This is a genomic window from Microbulbifer maximicatervae (SeqCode) (assembly GCF_052467225.1).
In genome coordinates, this window is sequence record NZ_CP174303.1 from 1366403 (window position 1) to 1381339 (window position 14937).

13 protein-coding genes are annotated in these 14937 nt (G+C 46.5%); 2 read left to right on the top strand and 11 right to left on the bottom strand.

Annotated elements, in window-relative coordinates:
* Positions 1-25 precede the first annotated feature (25 nt).
* From ACJJIZ_RS05900 to ACJJIZ_RS05940, 9 genes are all read right to left on the bottom strand, one after another.
* A complete protein-coding gene (locus ACJJIZ_RS05900) occupies positions 26-667 on the bottom strand; it encodes an Lcl C-terminal domain-containing protein (RefSeq protein WP_444915518.1) in 642 nt (213 codons plus the stop codon).
* On the bottom strand, positions 667-2250 hold the full coding sequence (locus tag ACJJIZ_RS05905; protein WP_444915519.1) for an ethylbenzene dehydrogenase-related protein: 1584 nt from the start codon (positions 2248-2250) through the stop codon (positions 667-669). Before ACJJIZ_RS05905 ends, ACJJIZ_RS05900 begins: the two co-directional genes overlap by 1 nt.
* A 292-nt stretch (positions 2251-2542) precedes the next feature.
* The gene (locus ACJJIZ_RS05910) at positions 2543-3145 is read right to left on the bottom strand and encodes a glutathione S-transferase N-terminal domain-containing protein (RefSeq protein WP_444915520.1); all 603 of its coding nucleotides are present in this window, start codon (positions 3143-3145) and stop codon (positions 2543-2545) included.
* 83 nt (positions 3146-3228) lie between these two features.
* Complete coding sequence (locus ACJJIZ_RS05915) at positions 3229-3480, bottom strand: HP1242/YdcH family protein (RefSeq protein ID WP_282931240.1); 252 nt, start codon at positions 3478-3480, stop codon at positions 3229-3231.
* Positions 3481-3794: 314 nt separating this feature from the next.
* Positions 3795-4547 carry a TetR/AcrR family transcriptional regulator gene (locus tag ACJJIZ_RS05920; protein WP_282931241.1) on the bottom strand — a complete coding sequence of 251 codons (753 nt, stop codon included), beginning with the start codon at positions 4545-4547 and terminating at the stop codon, positions 3795-3797.
* 145 nt (positions 4548-4692) lie between these two features.
* Entirely contained in the window at positions 4693-5712 is a 1020-nt protein-coding gene (cydB, locus tag ACJJIZ_RS05925; RefSeq protein ID WP_444915521.1) for a cytochrome d ubiquinol oxidase subunit II, read from the bottom strand.
* On the bottom strand, positions 5709-7097 hold the full coding sequence (locus ACJJIZ_RS05930) for a cytochrome ubiquinol oxidase subunit I (RefSeq protein ID WP_444896088.1): 1389 nt from the start codon (positions 7095-7097) through the stop codon (positions 5709-5711). The genes cydB and ACJJIZ_RS05930 overlap by 4 nt, the downstream gene beginning before the upstream one ends.
* Before the next feature lie 317 nt (positions 7098-7414).
* The gene (locus ACJJIZ_RS05935; protein WP_282931244.1) at positions 7415-7972 is read right to left on the bottom strand and encodes a GbsR/MarR family transcriptional regulator; all 558 of its coding nucleotides are present in this window, start codon (positions 7970-7972) and stop codon (positions 7415-7417) included.
* Positions 7973-8097: 125 nt separating this feature from the next.
* Positions 8098-9051 (bottom strand): DUF1853 family protein, encoded by a 954-nt coding sequence (locus tag ACJJIZ_RS05940; protein WP_444915522.1) that lies wholly within the window; start codon positions 9049-9051, stop codon positions 8098-8100.
* Positions 9052-9314: 263 nt separating this feature from the next.
* Here ACJJIZ_RS05940 and ACJJIZ_RS05945 point away from each other — a divergent pair, with 263 nt between their 5' ends.
* Positions 9315-10217: a bile acid:sodium symporter family protein gene (locus tag ACJJIZ_RS05945; RefSeq protein WP_444892036.1), complete on the top strand. Its 903-nt coding sequence runs from the start codon at positions 9315-9317 to the stop codon at positions 10215-10217.
* A 211-nt stretch (positions 10218-10428) separates the two neighbouring features.
* Positions 10429-11346, top strand: a complete 918-nt coding sequence (locus ACJJIZ_RS05950; protein ID WP_444915523.1) for a glycosyltransferase family A protein — start codon at positions 10429-10431, stop codon at positions 11344-11346.
* An 80-nt stretch (positions 11347-11426) separates the two neighbouring features.
* Here ACJJIZ_RS05950 and ACJJIZ_RS05955 read toward each other — a convergent pair whose 3' ends face one another.
* Both ACJJIZ_RS05955 and ACJJIZ_RS05960 read right to left on the bottom strand, forming a co-directional pair.
* A complete protein-coding gene (locus ACJJIZ_RS05955; protein WP_444915524.1) occupies positions 11427-13787 on the bottom strand; it encodes an autotransporter family protein in 2361 nt (786 codons plus the stop codon).
* Positions 13788-13938: 151 nt separating this feature from the next.
* A complete protein-coding gene (locus ACJJIZ_RS05960; RefSeq protein WP_444915525.1) occupies positions 13939-14703 on the bottom strand; it encodes an OmpW/AlkL family protein in 765 nt (254 codons plus the stop codon).
* Between the last annotated feature and the right edge of the window lie 234 nt (positions 14704-14937).

Below are 14937 nucleotides of genomic sequence, written 5' to 3' on the forward strand. Positions count from 1 at the left end.
GAAAGCTGGATGCAGCGCGCCGGAATTATTCGGGATTATTATTACAGGCGGTTGAATGGTTGGAGACTAAGCGTACAAAAGCGGCGTTTCTATAAGGAATTGTGATAGTTTCTGCGTTCATGAAATTAACTGCCCCCGCCCCTGTTTTCAGGTATTGGTAGATGCCATATAAAGGCCTGTCAAAATTACGGGTCCAGTAATCTCCCCTTTGAGTTTTCGGGAAATATTCAGTCGCAATTAGAGGTCTGCCAGATTTACTCTCCTGCAGGATAATGGATCGTAACTCTGTAATATCGGGGAGCCTCCAGTTTTGCGTTGCACACAATTTCTGTTGATTGGTATTGCGAATCAGGTCCTCGGTATCACACCGCTCTTCTTCAAAATAACAATCTCCATTATTTTCTATACCCTCTTCATATTGATACCATGAATAGGTCCACCTTCCATCGTGAATTCCTTCGTCGTCGGTTTTTACTTCCCAAAGAAGCCCTGTATCGGTGTCGCAGATACAGGACCAGGGGCCTGCCCAAGCCTCGATAGGCTCCCCATTTTTATCAATTTTAACTAAGTGGTATTCACTTGGCAGAGGTTGTGATGGTTGGTGCAGTATGACTGCACAGACCGTGATTGCAGGAAAAATGAATACCCAAAATATGCGCACAAACATTATTGATCTGCCAACTTGATTTTGACGGGGAGGGCGTGGCGAGTGTGGGCAATTTGCGACTGATCAAAGGCAGAAACCCAGAGGCAAATGCCGTCTTTTATTACTACATCTAACGCTGACCCAGTATCTAATTTTCGCACCATCTCCATAGACCATTGGCCGTCCTGCCAAACAGCATAGGCCCTTACATCGGCACGATCTCCCTCAAAGCGATTTGAGGTATAGAGGACTGAAGGCATAATCGTATTGATAGGATAATTGTCATCTTCAGCCGCGTATGGTTGGTAATCAAACCAGGAAATAGTCCAATCGCTCTTTGTATCCTCGTTTTGATATGGCGTCAGGCTGGATGGGCTTTTGGGTAGTCTTTTTGGTGTAACGTTTTTTGAGGAGTACCACTTCCAGTTCATTAAGTATGCCCCGGACTCTTTGCCATCCTGGAGATATCCTGCGGTATAGCGGCGTGCTCCTGGCCTTACAATATCAGGCCTGCCAATATAATTGTCATCTGCCAGGTGCATTTTATTGGTTCTTACTGCTTTCCAGTGCCAGAGATCGTGTACTTCATCGGATGAGCTGTAGTGGTAGCCCTTGCCATGCCAATTTGCGGGCAACTGTGCTGATGGTTTGCGGCCCAGGTGAGAGGTTCCCGAAGCACCGAAATCACAGGCATTGGAAAGCAGGATGGCAAACTTATCTTCATAGTGACGGGTTTCATTAAAACTTTGAAAACCTTGCTGTTGTATTTCCCAGCCAGAACCAACTTTTTTCAGTGGTAGGTGTTTCAGGCTTTCAGTGGGATCTTCCCAAGTGATATGAAAAAATATTTCTTGTTGGTTATGCAAGGCTCTCAAGTTGACTGTTGAGCTACCATCAATAAAGTTAGCACCTCCGTCAGTATGGATTTTAAGTGATATGGCTGAGGACCATGCGGATTCTTGGGGGATTCCATCTATGTTGATAAAGGTTTCCGGACTTATTTTCTCAACTGTAAGATCGTGGTAACTGTTATTTGTAACAATAATCCAAAGTAATAAAGTGATACAGCCGGTAGATAAGTAGGTGAAAATTGAAGTTCGATAGCCCGATCGAGTATTGGGAAGTAAATAACTCAAAGTCTTCAGGCCATAGGTTGTTAGGTAAACGCCAGCGTGAAGGAATATATAGAGTACGATCGCAAAAGCACTATAAAAGTGTGCCTGGCGAAAGATAGAAGCATTGTCGGAACCAATAAATAAAATCCAGCCACTTAAGACCATGAGCACTAAAAAAAGTGAGCCAATGCGTGTTACTACCCTATGGTAGCTAATTGATGTTTTATAAGGTTTACTTTGTGAGGTTGTATTTTTTATTTTAATTGTTACTTTATAGGATAAGTAGCAGATAAGGATGGCCGAAGTAATAAATGCTACAAAGAAGTGAATATCATGAATCTGTCCCTGGGGTAACAGTTCTTCTATATTTCCAATACTTGGCTTAGTTAATGTGGAGATACGGAGCCCCGTTAGTAGGCTACATAAAACTGCAACAATGGCCACGCTGTGCAGAATTATCCAAAGAGTACTCTTCGGTTGTTTGGCCATGGGAGTATTCCAAAAGGGTTTAGGCTAGTAAAAAAGTGTGGCATTTATATTAATTAAAATAGACTGTTTTCTAGTGGTAGAGTCACGACTCCTAAAAAAGGAAGAATGCACTGCGCTGTAGAAACGCATAAAGAATGAATGCCGATTCCTATCTTACCGAGATGTAATCGCCGCGAGTCTCAATTGCAGAGTTTCCTTTCCGCCTGACCCAATAGTGTACTACTCAGTATTTTGACCTGTTCAGAACAAATAGCGGGATAACTTATTCTTGTTGGTATTCCGCATTCTGTAACTACTCATGCAGCTGACACTTATTCAGGCTTTCACTTTTCTCCAAATCTTCCGATATGGCCATAAGTTTCGGGTGGTCACTTCTCCAGTCAAAATCTTCATGGCGAAAATCAAGATAGGATAGTGCTGAGCACAAGTTAATATGTGGCAAGCTAAGACTGGCGGGTAATCGATCCAGGTGCTTTTCCAGGTAATCTAGAGATCTCTCAATAGCACTGAAGTAGCGCTGCCACCAAAAATCAGACCTAAGTTCTTCCCGTGCACGCAGCTTTTCCATTTGCAGATGCACAGCTGCGTCCATTAATCCAGAGCTGACACTGTGAAAAGTATACAGATCCCAATTGTTGTCCAGTGGTGCAGATAAGTGACCATCCCCTAAGCTTTTATCAAGAAATGCACAGATGACTTCGCTGTCAATGATCGAGGAGCCATTATCCAGGGTTAGACAGGGGACTTTTCCCAAGGGGTTGCTGGAAATAAGTTCGTCGTCATTGTGAAAGGGGTGAGAGAAATGCTCTGTTACCACAGAGTGCAGACGCTGTTCTTGCACAACAATGCGCGCCTTGCGCGCAAAGGGGGAGGAAAAGGTCAAGTACAGTTGCATAGGCCAAGCTCTTTTAGGCTGCGTGCCCTTTCAGCAACTGCAGTGACCGCTAGTGCTGCTACGAGCAACTGTTAACGCGTACTTTAGTGATGGGTAATCACTGAAGTAATGCGGTTATAGAGGTGCTGTTTTAAGTAGGCTCTCTGTTTTTTGAGGCTGGAATAGTGATCGTCGTCGGTGCCGATACCACTATCCTGAAGGCCTCTTATTTGTTTATCCAGTTTGCTATAGATGTCGTTTTCAAGTTTGAATTGAATATCGTCTTCGATGAGCTGCTTGATTGTGTCTGCATATTCTGGGAAATCCACCGAGAGCTCGTGTGAAGCAATGGGCATAAGGGACCTCCACAATCGATATTAGTTAATGAAGTGTAGGTTCAGTCTTATCAGTCACAAAAATGCAATTCTAGCGCTGCTTCCCTAAATCAACATAGTTATAAAGTGAAGTTAATATAAGTCTGTATATAGCCATTTGGTATATATAAAAGTTGAAGCTATTTTATTAGAAAATATTTTTTACCCTCTTTTTTTTGACTATCGGTAATTGTTAGTCAGGTGAGGCTTAAACAGAGGGTAGAGTGGAAGTGACGGACACAAAAAAGCCCGACAATTACTTGTCGGGCTTTTTTGTTGCGGTTCTGCTACTGGGCTTAGGCCGAAGCCTCCAGTGGGGCAAAGCGCAATTGGCGCCGCTGCAAAAGCTCACCTAGGTAGAGCTTTAAGTAGGCTGCAGCGGCCCGTTTCCCCTCTGCTGCGGAGTCTTCTGTTATTTTCCCAAAGCGGGAATAAGACTGGGAGCAGAAAGAGTCGTTAATGTTGATGGCACACATGAACCGGTCTCGCCAATCCTGAGAGGGTGGCAACTCAAACTCCCGAGACAGGTTTTTGATCAGAGTATCTGCCAGGCGCCAATTGTTTTCCATTTGTAGTTGGCGTAATGCCCAACTGGACTGAGGTCCAAAATGTACTTTTAGTGCTGCGAGATTCTCTTCATAGTAGCCGCGCACAAGGTCGCACAGCTGATTCAGCATATCCTGCCAGCTTTCTGACGGAGAAAAATCCGAATGGCCCAATACTACGTCACCGAAAGACTTATAGTGACGCTCGGCCAGGGCGGTTAAGCTGGCATCTACACTTGGGAAGAAATGATAAACAGACGCTGCTGGAACACCTGCAACCTGACTAAGGTTTGCGAGGCTAATATCCGTAGAGTCTTGTTCAGTAATTAATACTTCAAGGGCGTCAAGAAGCTTTTCATACTTCTCCCGACCATTTTTGCGCTGTGGTTTGCGCGGACTGGCAGTGTCGCGCCGGCTGATAGCTCGTCGATCGATTTGGTTCAAATTACCTCCCCCTATAGACAAGCGGTACTGGCCATGGGCTAGCATACGCTTTACTTCCATGTAAAAAATTGTCTTTTGGAATTGATTATTATAATCGTACCAAATTCAGGCGAGCAAGAAGAACTTGTTTGATTTGTGGGGTAGTTCCACATTAATTAATTAAATTCGGCTAGCGGGTATTTCTGCCAGCCGAATGGAAATGCAGCTAGTGATAATGTAGCTCTGTCGCCTTTCCTCGGAAGACGTAATAAGAGAAAACGGTATAGGCGAGGATGACGGGAACTACTATTACCGCACCCACAAGAATAAATTTTAATGAGGCGGTGGCACTGGCTGCCTGCCAAATATTTAGTTGGCCGGGAACAATATCAGGGAAAAAGCTGAAGGCCAGGCCGACAAAGCACATCAGAAAAATAACAACGACGGTAAAAAAAGGAACCGCTTTATGTCTGTCCGCAGGCTTAGGCATTCTCGCCAGCAGAACATCATTGGAGACAAAGGCGATAAAGCACAGGGTGGGGACGAGTAGTACAAACATAACCAGAGGGTAGGTAAACCATCGGTCAAATACGGTTGGGTTTACCAGTGGATTGATGGCCGATACTGCAACCACCCCAAGCAGGGTGGCCCGCCCTGCGTAACGGGTCCATGTGGTCGCTCGTTTTTGCAGCTCCGACTCGGTTTTAAGAACCAGCCAGGCGCCGCCAATATAGGCGTATGCGGCGGTAACTCCCAGAGCGCTGAGCGCTGAAAAAAGCTGTGCAGACCAGTCGGGCTTAAAGCCAATCACGTACTGCCCCAGCATGTACCCCTGCGCTAGGCTGGTAATAATAGACCCCGCTTTAAAGGTTCGATCCCAGGTTAGCTTTTTGTCGATGGCAGCCTTGGCACGAAAGTCGAATGCCACTCCTCGCATGATTAGCCCGACCAGCATAATCGCAGCTGGTATATATAGATGCATTAACACCAGGTTGTGTGCGATTGGGAATGCAATCAGGAGCAAACCGATTGCCAGCACCAGCCAAGTTTCGTTGGCATCCCAAAAGGGGCCAATGGATGCGATCATGGTATCCCGCTGCGATTCCTCCTCTTCTCCCATGGGGAGCAAAATGCCCACGCCAAGATCGTAGCCATCCAGAATTGCGTAGACTATTACCGCCAGGCCCATAAGGGCGACAAAGGCGACAGGCAGCCAATAGGCCGCTGCAGAAGCGCTACCGGTCATTTGCCTTCCCCCTTGTCATTTTTCTCAGTATCTTTTGGGCGGTTGGTTAAGCTAGTGCCGGCGAATAGTTCCTGAGTTTCAAACTCCTCGACTTTTACAGACTTCAGGGCCATCACTTTCAGGGTTCTTATGTACGCATAGAGCAATATCACGTAGACAACCAGATAAAGGGTTAGGGAAAAACCGACATGAGAAGGTGGTACTGGAGTAACAGCGTCGGCGGTTTTCAGTACTCCTGTAACGAGCCAGGGTTGGCGTCCAATTTCTGTGACATACCAACCGGCCAAGGTGGCTATCCAGCCGGAGAATGTCATCGCGACCAGGGTTTTAAGCATCCAGCGAGGCAGCTCACCTTTACGCAATAGATAGACCCCACCCCAAGCGGTTAGCAGCATCAATATGCCTATGCCGACCATAATGCGGAAGGCGAAGAATACGGGGGCTACCGGTGGGTGATTATCGGGGAATTCATTAATTCCCTTGATCTCACCATCCCACTCATGGGTAAGGATAAGGCTGGCCATTTTGGGAATGCCGATCGCCAAATGGTTGGTTTTTTCTTCTCCGTCGGGAATCGCAAATAACAGCAGGGGGGCACCGCGCTCTGTTTCCCAAACCCCCTCCATTGCGGCGACTTTTTGAGGCTGGTGCTCAAAAGTGTTGAGTCCGTGTAAGTCACCCACATAGATTTGAATCGGAATAAAGATGGCAGCGAGAATCAGTCCTGTTTTAAGGGCGAGCCGGGGCGCGCGTTTGGGGTCTCCTTTAAGAATCCGATAAGCGGAAATCCCCGCAACAAAGAAAGATGCCGTCAAACCCGAAGCCAGCAGCATATGTGTAAGTCGGTAGGGGAAAGAGGCGTTAAAGATAATTTCCATCCAGCTTGCCGGGTAGGCGACCCCATCCCGTAAATCGAATCCGGCAGGTGTTTGCATCCAGGAGTTGAGAGCAATAATCCAAAAAGCGGATAGAGTGGTTCCTGTTGCCACAATAAAGGCAGATAAAGTATGTATTTTGCTTGGCACCTTATTAATGCCAAACAACATAATGCCGAGAAAGGTTGCTTCGAGAAAGAATGCAGTAAGTACTTCGTATCCGAGAAGCGGGCCGGCGATATTGCCGACCTGGGCCATAAAGCCGGGCCAGTTTGTTCCGAACTGGAATGACATGGTGATGCCACTCACTACGCCGAGAGCAAATGTCAGGGCAAAGACTTTTACCCAAAAACGATATGCGCGCATCCAGACCGGATTATTAGTTTGGTCGTAGCGTAATTTAAAAAAGAAAACGATCCACGCGAGTGCGATGGTGATTGTTGGAAATAGAATATGAAAGCTGATATTTGCGGCAAACTGTATCCTGGAAAGGATCAGGGTATCTAGCATGAGAGCCTCTGCTGGTCTGAGATCTTTGAACCAGTGAGCCGATTAGCACCTCCTGTGCTAATCGGCACTGCAAGAAAATATAGAGGCAGGTGTGTGTTCCCGCGTATACAATCCTGCAGGAGCCGACTTTGGATCGGCAGCGGCACGGCCTTGTGCCGTTTTTAATCCAGCACTATGGGCTGCTGGATTAAAAATATGCCGGGGCTTTTAGCCATGGATTTGGCCCTATGGGTTTCTCCCCGGAATAAGTGCTTCAGATGAAGGTGTTATTTCGCTTTGAGTGCAGCGGTATATTCCTCGTGCTAGCGTTTTTTTCGCTAGTTTGAGGTGTTCTGTCCACCTGTCATCTTACTTTTGAGTTCCAGTAGCTTGACGATACCGGAGCCTAGCTTCATCAATTTAAGCAGGTCCTGGTGTTCTAGCTTGCTGAGTGTGTTGGCAAATTCTTCGAGTAGCTCCAGCAAGCTGTAAACTTCCTGGATTTTTTCCTGTGCCTGGGCATCCAGCTCATCTTGGGGCTCATTGAGCAGCAGCTGGCGAAGCAGACTTAATGTAGGGTCGAGCTCTCGCTTGCGGCGCTCCTCGAAGACAGTGCGAGCGAGGTCCCAGATTGACCCAGCTGCAGTGAAATAATCTTTGCGATCGCCCGGTTGATGGTGCAGCTCAACCAAGCGCCAGGCCTGTAGCTCTTTGAGCCCCATACTGACATTGCCACGACTGATCTTCAGTGCCTGGGCCAATTGCTCGGCATTGAGTGGCGTGGGATGAATGGTGAGTAGGGCAAACATTTGCCCGACCGTGCGATTGAATCCCCAGCGGCTACCCATTTCACCAAAGTGCAGTACGAATGCCTGGGCTTGACTCGATAGTTTCATTTACTTCTTAAGTTTCAGAAATTTCTGAAAATTGTAAATGTAAATTGATCTATGTCAATCACCAATTTAGAAAATAATGTGAGGCCAGCGAAAGGCTCCCTGATTCTGATCTGGGGAGAGGCTGGTTATATGCTCAAACTACTTTTGGCTCTTTGGTACCAGTTGTCGGGCACGATAAAGCCTCTGCAGGCTTCGCCATTTTTATCGACGGCGGCGATGCACAGGGGGTGGGTAAAACTTTCGGGCAGCAGCGCTTCTAGCAATTGATCGGCAGTCATGCCGGTGGTGCTTCTCTGAGGCGCCAGCCAGGCTTGCTTGGGGAGCGCCAGCCACTCGAGAGCACCGCGGTTTGCCTGGCTCAGGGAGAATGACCGAAACTCAGATAACGATACCCACCAAAGATCATGACTGGAGGGCCGGTGAAGTGTATCCAGGGGTTTGAACAGTCTCCCAGGCATTAGCGCCCACTGGCGATCTATCTCTAGGCCGTGCTCTTTCAGCATCGATTGAACTGCCGGCATGTCAATCAGTGGTAGTTGATGATCTGTCATTCTTGCCAGTTTGATATCCAGTCGGTCCTTGATTCCGGGCCCCACCCAATGGATATCGGTAACCTGGAGATAAAATTTTACGGCAATTTCCCAGTGTTCACACTGGTTGCTGGGCAGGTGTTGCACGACGAAGTCGAGTTCCCCCAGTGTCTTGCCGCCGGACCTTAGAGGGAGGTTTTGGTAGAGCAGCTGGTAGTCGGGGTGTTTGTCAAAGGCAAATGACCAGAGCCTTTCAAAGTAAGTGCCCAAGCGGTTGTTGGGTTTGTTGAGGTTGAGTTCGTGCAGGTAATTATCCAGTTCAGGGGAAAGTGCATTTTTTACTTTCGGGCAGGAGAAGTATTCCAATAGGGACTTTCGTCGCGTGGGTAGAAGCCAGGGGAGTTGGTTAGCTGCACTAAAAGCTGTAACGGAGTCCTCGCTAGTGGGAATATCCGAACTTCCCACGGACCACATTAAGTTGTCCCAATTATCTACCTGTCCGCTTTTCAGGGAGGAAATCATGGCCTTCTGTATCGTTTCCTGAGTCATTAAACTTCTGTATATTGCTAAAATACAAGACAGATTGGTGAAGTCATCTATGATTGCTTTACCATCTGAACTAAAAATAATAATTACACTTATAAGAATCGATCCGAGCACCAAGATAATCAGCGAATTACCGATGTCGAAATAAGTCCTCTGGCAGTGAAGTTTCTGCCTTGATTTCGTTATCCATCTCCAGTGCCAGCTTTATTCTGGGAGTTGATTTTGGTCGGGTATTTTTCTTACAGTGACTGATACTGGAGAAAATCATGGAATCAGGTCCCCTTATTTCGATCGGCTTGCCTATCTCGCTGTTTATCATCATGGTGGGAATAGGGATGACCCTAACTGCCAGGGATTTCCATCAGGTAACGGTAAAGCCCATTGGCCTTATTATCGGAACTTTTACCCAAATTCTCCTGATGCCAGCTATAGCAATTGGCCTCTGCTGGGGATTAAATCTACCACCGGCCATTGCTGTTGGCCTAGTCATTATTGCCGCCTGTCCGGGAGGCACAACATCGAACCTGTTTACCTTGATGGCTCGCGGCAACGTGGCGCTTTCTATTGTATTAACAGTTTCTGCCAGCCTGATCACTATTGCCAGTTTACCGCTTTTCGCAAATTATGCGCTTCGAACTTATTTCGGCGCTGACCAGACTATAACTCTGCCATTCGCCAGTACAGTGGTGATGTTATCCAGTATTGTCCTCTTGCCTGTTGTGATAGGGATGCTATTTCGTGCCTGGAGACCGCACCTGGCTCGCCGCGCAGAGGGAATAGTCAGTATTTTTGGCGGGGTTGTATTGCTTGCACTGGTAGCGGGTCTTATCTGGGGAATTCGCGATCGCCTTGCAGACTTGATGGTTCAAGCTGGACCCTCGGTCATTCTATTGAATCTCTGTGGTGTGCTATTGGGGCTTCTTATCAGCCGGGTTGCTGGCCTGCCAAAGCGGGAAGGGGTTGCGGTTGCAACGGAACTCGGTATTAAGAACAGTACCATCGGAATGATGGTAACCCTCACGCTCTTACACTCGAGTGAGATGTCCGTGCCCTCAGCAGTTTACGGTGTATTGATGTTCCCATCTGGCGTTCTTTTGGCGTTATATGGTCGCCGTGGTGCAACGAAAAAACTGGCCTCTGAGACGGAAGGAGCAGGTGAAGTAGGGTAGTAAATGTTGCATTTACCGAAAACTAGACCATACCTTTACTATTGAGGGTGTGGTCGATCTTGGAAAATTGAGCTCGCCTATACCAATTTCTGTTACTGCACTATGAATTTCAATAATTCTAATGTGCGGCCACGGATTACTGAATGTCCTTTTTAGGTATATGTCTAAAACCAGGCATTGAGTTGTCTCAACCCCAGATTGTAAAGTCAATATGTTCAAGGGTTTTACGGCGAAGCGCAGCAAGAAAAATACAATCAACAACAACCTAAAATTAGATGCTCTGGTCTGGAAGAGAATATTGGAGCAGTCGGCCCTCAGTGGTAATGATTCTGGGGTAGGTAATGCGGCTAAACACAGTATTGTTGTTTCTCTGACTAGCTATGGAAAGCGAATCCATGATATCCATTTGTGTATCGAGAGTTTATTTCAGCAGTCGCTAAAAGCGGATTTAATTGTACTTTGGCTGTCGACCAAAGAATTTCCAGATTATATGTTGCCCAATATTTTAATGAGGCAGGTGGATCGTGGGTTGAGAGTTGAATTTGTTGATGAAGATTTAGGACCTTACACAAAGTATTATTACGCGCTTCAAAAATTTCCTGATAGCCTGATAGTCACGGTGGATGACGATATCCTTTACCCGATGGATACCATCGATATGCTGTATCAGTCATATTTAAAGTTCCCGTCACATATTTTCTGTCATCGAGCTCACAGGATAGGTGTTGATAAAAAAGGCAATATATTGCCTTACAATAAATGGAGGACAACGCGGGAAACTTGGAAGTGCAATATGAATATCAAACCTTCTTATCGTGTTTTTCCTACTGGAGTTGGGGGCGTTTTATATTATCCGGGCTCTTTACATCCCGATGTTCTGAATAAAGATAAGTTTTTGGAGTTATGTCCTAATGCGGATGATATCTGGCTTAAAGCCATGAGTATGAGGCAAGGAGTCCGTTGTGCAAGAGTGCCAGATGTTCGTTTCTGGAGGGATAGGTTTTTAACAATCCCTGGGTGTCAGGCTAGCGGCTTGAAGAAACAAAATTTAAAGGGAAAGTGTGGTAACGATAAGAAAATACGCAGAGTATTCTCTGAATATAATTTATCTCAGTTACTGTTAGAGTGAATAGGCGCTGCTTAATCTAGAGGTAATATAGCTGTCGCACTCTAAGGTTGATATTTGGCTTTCAGTTTAATCTCAAATTGCTACCACTTATAACGAAATCCTAATTCCAGGCCTCCGGAAAAACTATTCCCCAGGTTTTCCAAACTGCTGCTGTAATAAATTTCTGAATAGATAGAGCAGTGATCACCGCACTCATCGTAGCTTGCGCCCAAGCGTAATTCACCGTACCAGGTATCAGGTTTTTGACTGAGTCGGGTTTCCGATACGAGTAAATTAGTTCTCTGGTCGATATTGTAAATAAGGCTCGGAGTTGCGAACAGAGAGAACCTTTCCAGGGGAATTGAGCCATACATATTGCGACTACTCTTACGTTGGCTCTTGCGCTTTTCAAAGATGGTTCCCAAGCGTAAGAGGAAGCCATTGTTATTGATATCTGTGGCTTGTACGGCATAGATATCCTGCAAGTTGTTGGCTTCCTCCGAGGTGTAAATCAATTGCGCATGGGGTGTCCAGGAATAGTAATCATGCAGTTTAAAACTCTTTCCACCCTCGATAGACAAGGCATAGCCAAATGCTTCATCGCTATTATTGAGTTCGCGCAGTGATTTGGCATCCATTTCAAAGTCAAACCAATTTAGCTTAAGTTGACTATCAATAAAAATGCCATCCAATCCATACCAGGTGACAAATGCGCTGACGCCGTAGTTACTCGCATCGATTGAGCCATCACCAAAAAATGAACTCACATCGTTATTTGAATCGCCGTAGTGCAAAGCGGCGCTGCCAATAAGTTGGCTTCCAAATACGGAGACTTGTATTGGTAAATCAAAGCCCAATTGTACTTGATAGTAAGTCTGTTTCCAGTTTGCACGGGTACTGGACTCACTGGGATCAAGGGTAATATGTCGGGCAGAGTTCCTGATCCAAAGTCCACGACTATCAATTGCCTGCTCTTGGGCATCGCTATACTCGCTACTGGCCAAGTCCAAATAGCTTGTACCTACCCAATAGCGATTGCCCAGGCGGCTGCGCAGTGAAGAGGGAATATTGAGTGTTCTGAGAATTTGCGGGAGGGCTTCGTAGAGTACTGCAGTAGGTTGCCAGCGGATCATTCCGCCTTCAGGAAATACTGAAGAGTTATCCACAGTTGAACGCAAATACCAGCTGCCATCATCACTTCCTCCTGCGCCGTTCTGGTGCAATGTGTAAGCATAGGCTCCACCTATCACTGCCTGCTGATCATCTTTACTGACAAAGTCCCCTGCCAGAGTGAATTGTGCATTTGATTCGCCTTTGACGGAAACCACCTTAATACCATTGCCCTCTGTCCGCTTTCCTTTACCTGAGCGGTTAAAGACAGAGATAGTGGTGGTGCCAGAGCTGTCTCCTTCCACAATTAGTTGATCGCTCTGTGAGAAATCATCTTCAAGGACGGCGTCTACCCATAGGCGCCCATTATTAGAGCGGTATTGCCCATAATTTCCATTATCGTCTTTGGCTATGGTGAGGGTGTTGAACCTATTGTTGGATAGATCAATGGTTCCACTATTGGATACATCTCCTGAAATTACATAACTGTCGCTATCAAAAAATGCCTGTCCACCCCAGCGAATGTCCAGGCCGAGGGAATTCCCCTCCGAATCGAGACCTCCTCCGACAGCTAAACTCCCAGTAAATGTCATTTTGGAGCTACCCCAGATAACGACTCTTTCCCAGTTATTTAGAAGAGTCCCATCAACGGAGTAATCCAATTTAAATATTAAATTGTCGACTTCACCATCATTTGCACTGAGATCATCACCACCATCCAGTATGACGTCTCCATCGAAAGAGTGTGAATCTATCAGTAGGGTGTCTGATCCGGAGCCGCCTCGAATTTCGTTACTGATGCCCTCATCCCAATAGATGTAGTCATCGCCGTTTCCGCCATCCAGGTAGTTAAAAATGAACCCTCCATCCAAGGTGATTGTATCGTTTCCTTCTCCTCCCCAGACGTGAAAGGACAGCCCATCGAGTAGAATCAGGGTGTCATCTCCATCGCCTCCATGAATGCCTCCTCCCCCCAGATAATTCCCTACATCACTGGATCGCTCGTCGAGAGTTATCGTATCGTTGCCAGCGCCACCGTCGGCAAATAAGGTAACAATTCCTCCCGTGATAATAATTTCGTCATCTCCCTCTCCCGCAAGTACATTTTCCGCCGTCCCACCGTTGAGAATGATGGTATCGTTGCCGGCATAAGTTTCTATGTCCGCACCATCGGGGTCATTGTCTTCGTCACAGGTGATTTCATCTGCGGCAGAGGTGCCACTATTGCCGGGGTTGCATTGTGCTAGAGAGTTGCTGCTAAAAACAAGCAGTGCAGAAAGCGTCATAATGAGTAGGAATATTTTTACGAATCCTACAGAAGAAAGCTGGAAACCAGTTTTTTGGGGGGACACAGTTATTCCTTTTATTGTGCCAGATAGTTGTAATACCGATTAGGTTTTTAGCGGCGAAGTTATAGTTGGGGACAACGCAGCTCGTGTATGAAATAACTTCAAATTTTAAGAGTATTCGCTGTCGCCCAACTGTATGAAATTGCTCCGGTAACTAGAATTTAACGCCCACCCCGAAATTTATGATCCAGGGGTTGTAGTCAAAATGGGCATAGAGGCGATCCCTGCCCAATTCAGTGGGGAAGTCGATAGTGGCATCGGTGTCTGCCAGGTAATAAATCGCGGATGCGTTAAGTAGTAGAGGATATCTCCAGTCGCGGAAATCAAAGATATAATCCAGGCCGGCTTGCAGCCCCCAATCCCACGAGTGCCCCATATTAAATGATCCCGGTGCGACCGAGAGCTCTGAATCTATCAGGTATTCGTTAAACTGGCGGCTGATTTCAACGGTGTGGAAGTTGGTGTAATTGATTCCTGCACCGATATAGGGGCGAGCGCGATAGGATGGGTCTAAGAAATACCAGTTGCCGAAGACCATTGTCGTTGTAGTGCTAAAGTCGCCGAGCTGGATTTGGTTTCGCCCAGGGTTGCCGGTGAAATTATCCAGTTTTGTACCATAGCTGGCGCCATTAATATGCATTAATTCTATGCCCCAGCGATCGCTGGGCCGCCACACTCCCGATATTTGCCATGCATGGGTCGAGTCGATTTGCCAACTGCTGTTGTATAAATCCCATTGCTGTAAAACTCTATATTTGAGCGCTGTGCCCTCATCATTTGGCTGGACATAAGTCAGGCCAAAACGAACAATAAATTCACCCCATTCGATATCACGCCAATCATCCTGGGCATGGGTCGATAGTGCTGAGAGAGTGAAAAGTAGAGTAATAATTCCTTTATTAATTCCTTTTGCGGTCATCTCGATATCCATCTCTGAAAATCCGGACACAGGCAAAACAGCTTATCTGCCATAGGTGGCTTTGGTTGATAATTATTGGCAGTGCATGGGCCAAGTACCCCAAAAAGTAGCAGGACTGAAAAAGGCCGCAGGGAATTTTTCAAAATTTGAGGCCTAAATTATCTAGCCAGGTTTACAGGGAGAAGGGAATTTATAAGGAGAGAAAGAATAATGCGCTTGGTGCCTTTGGGGGGA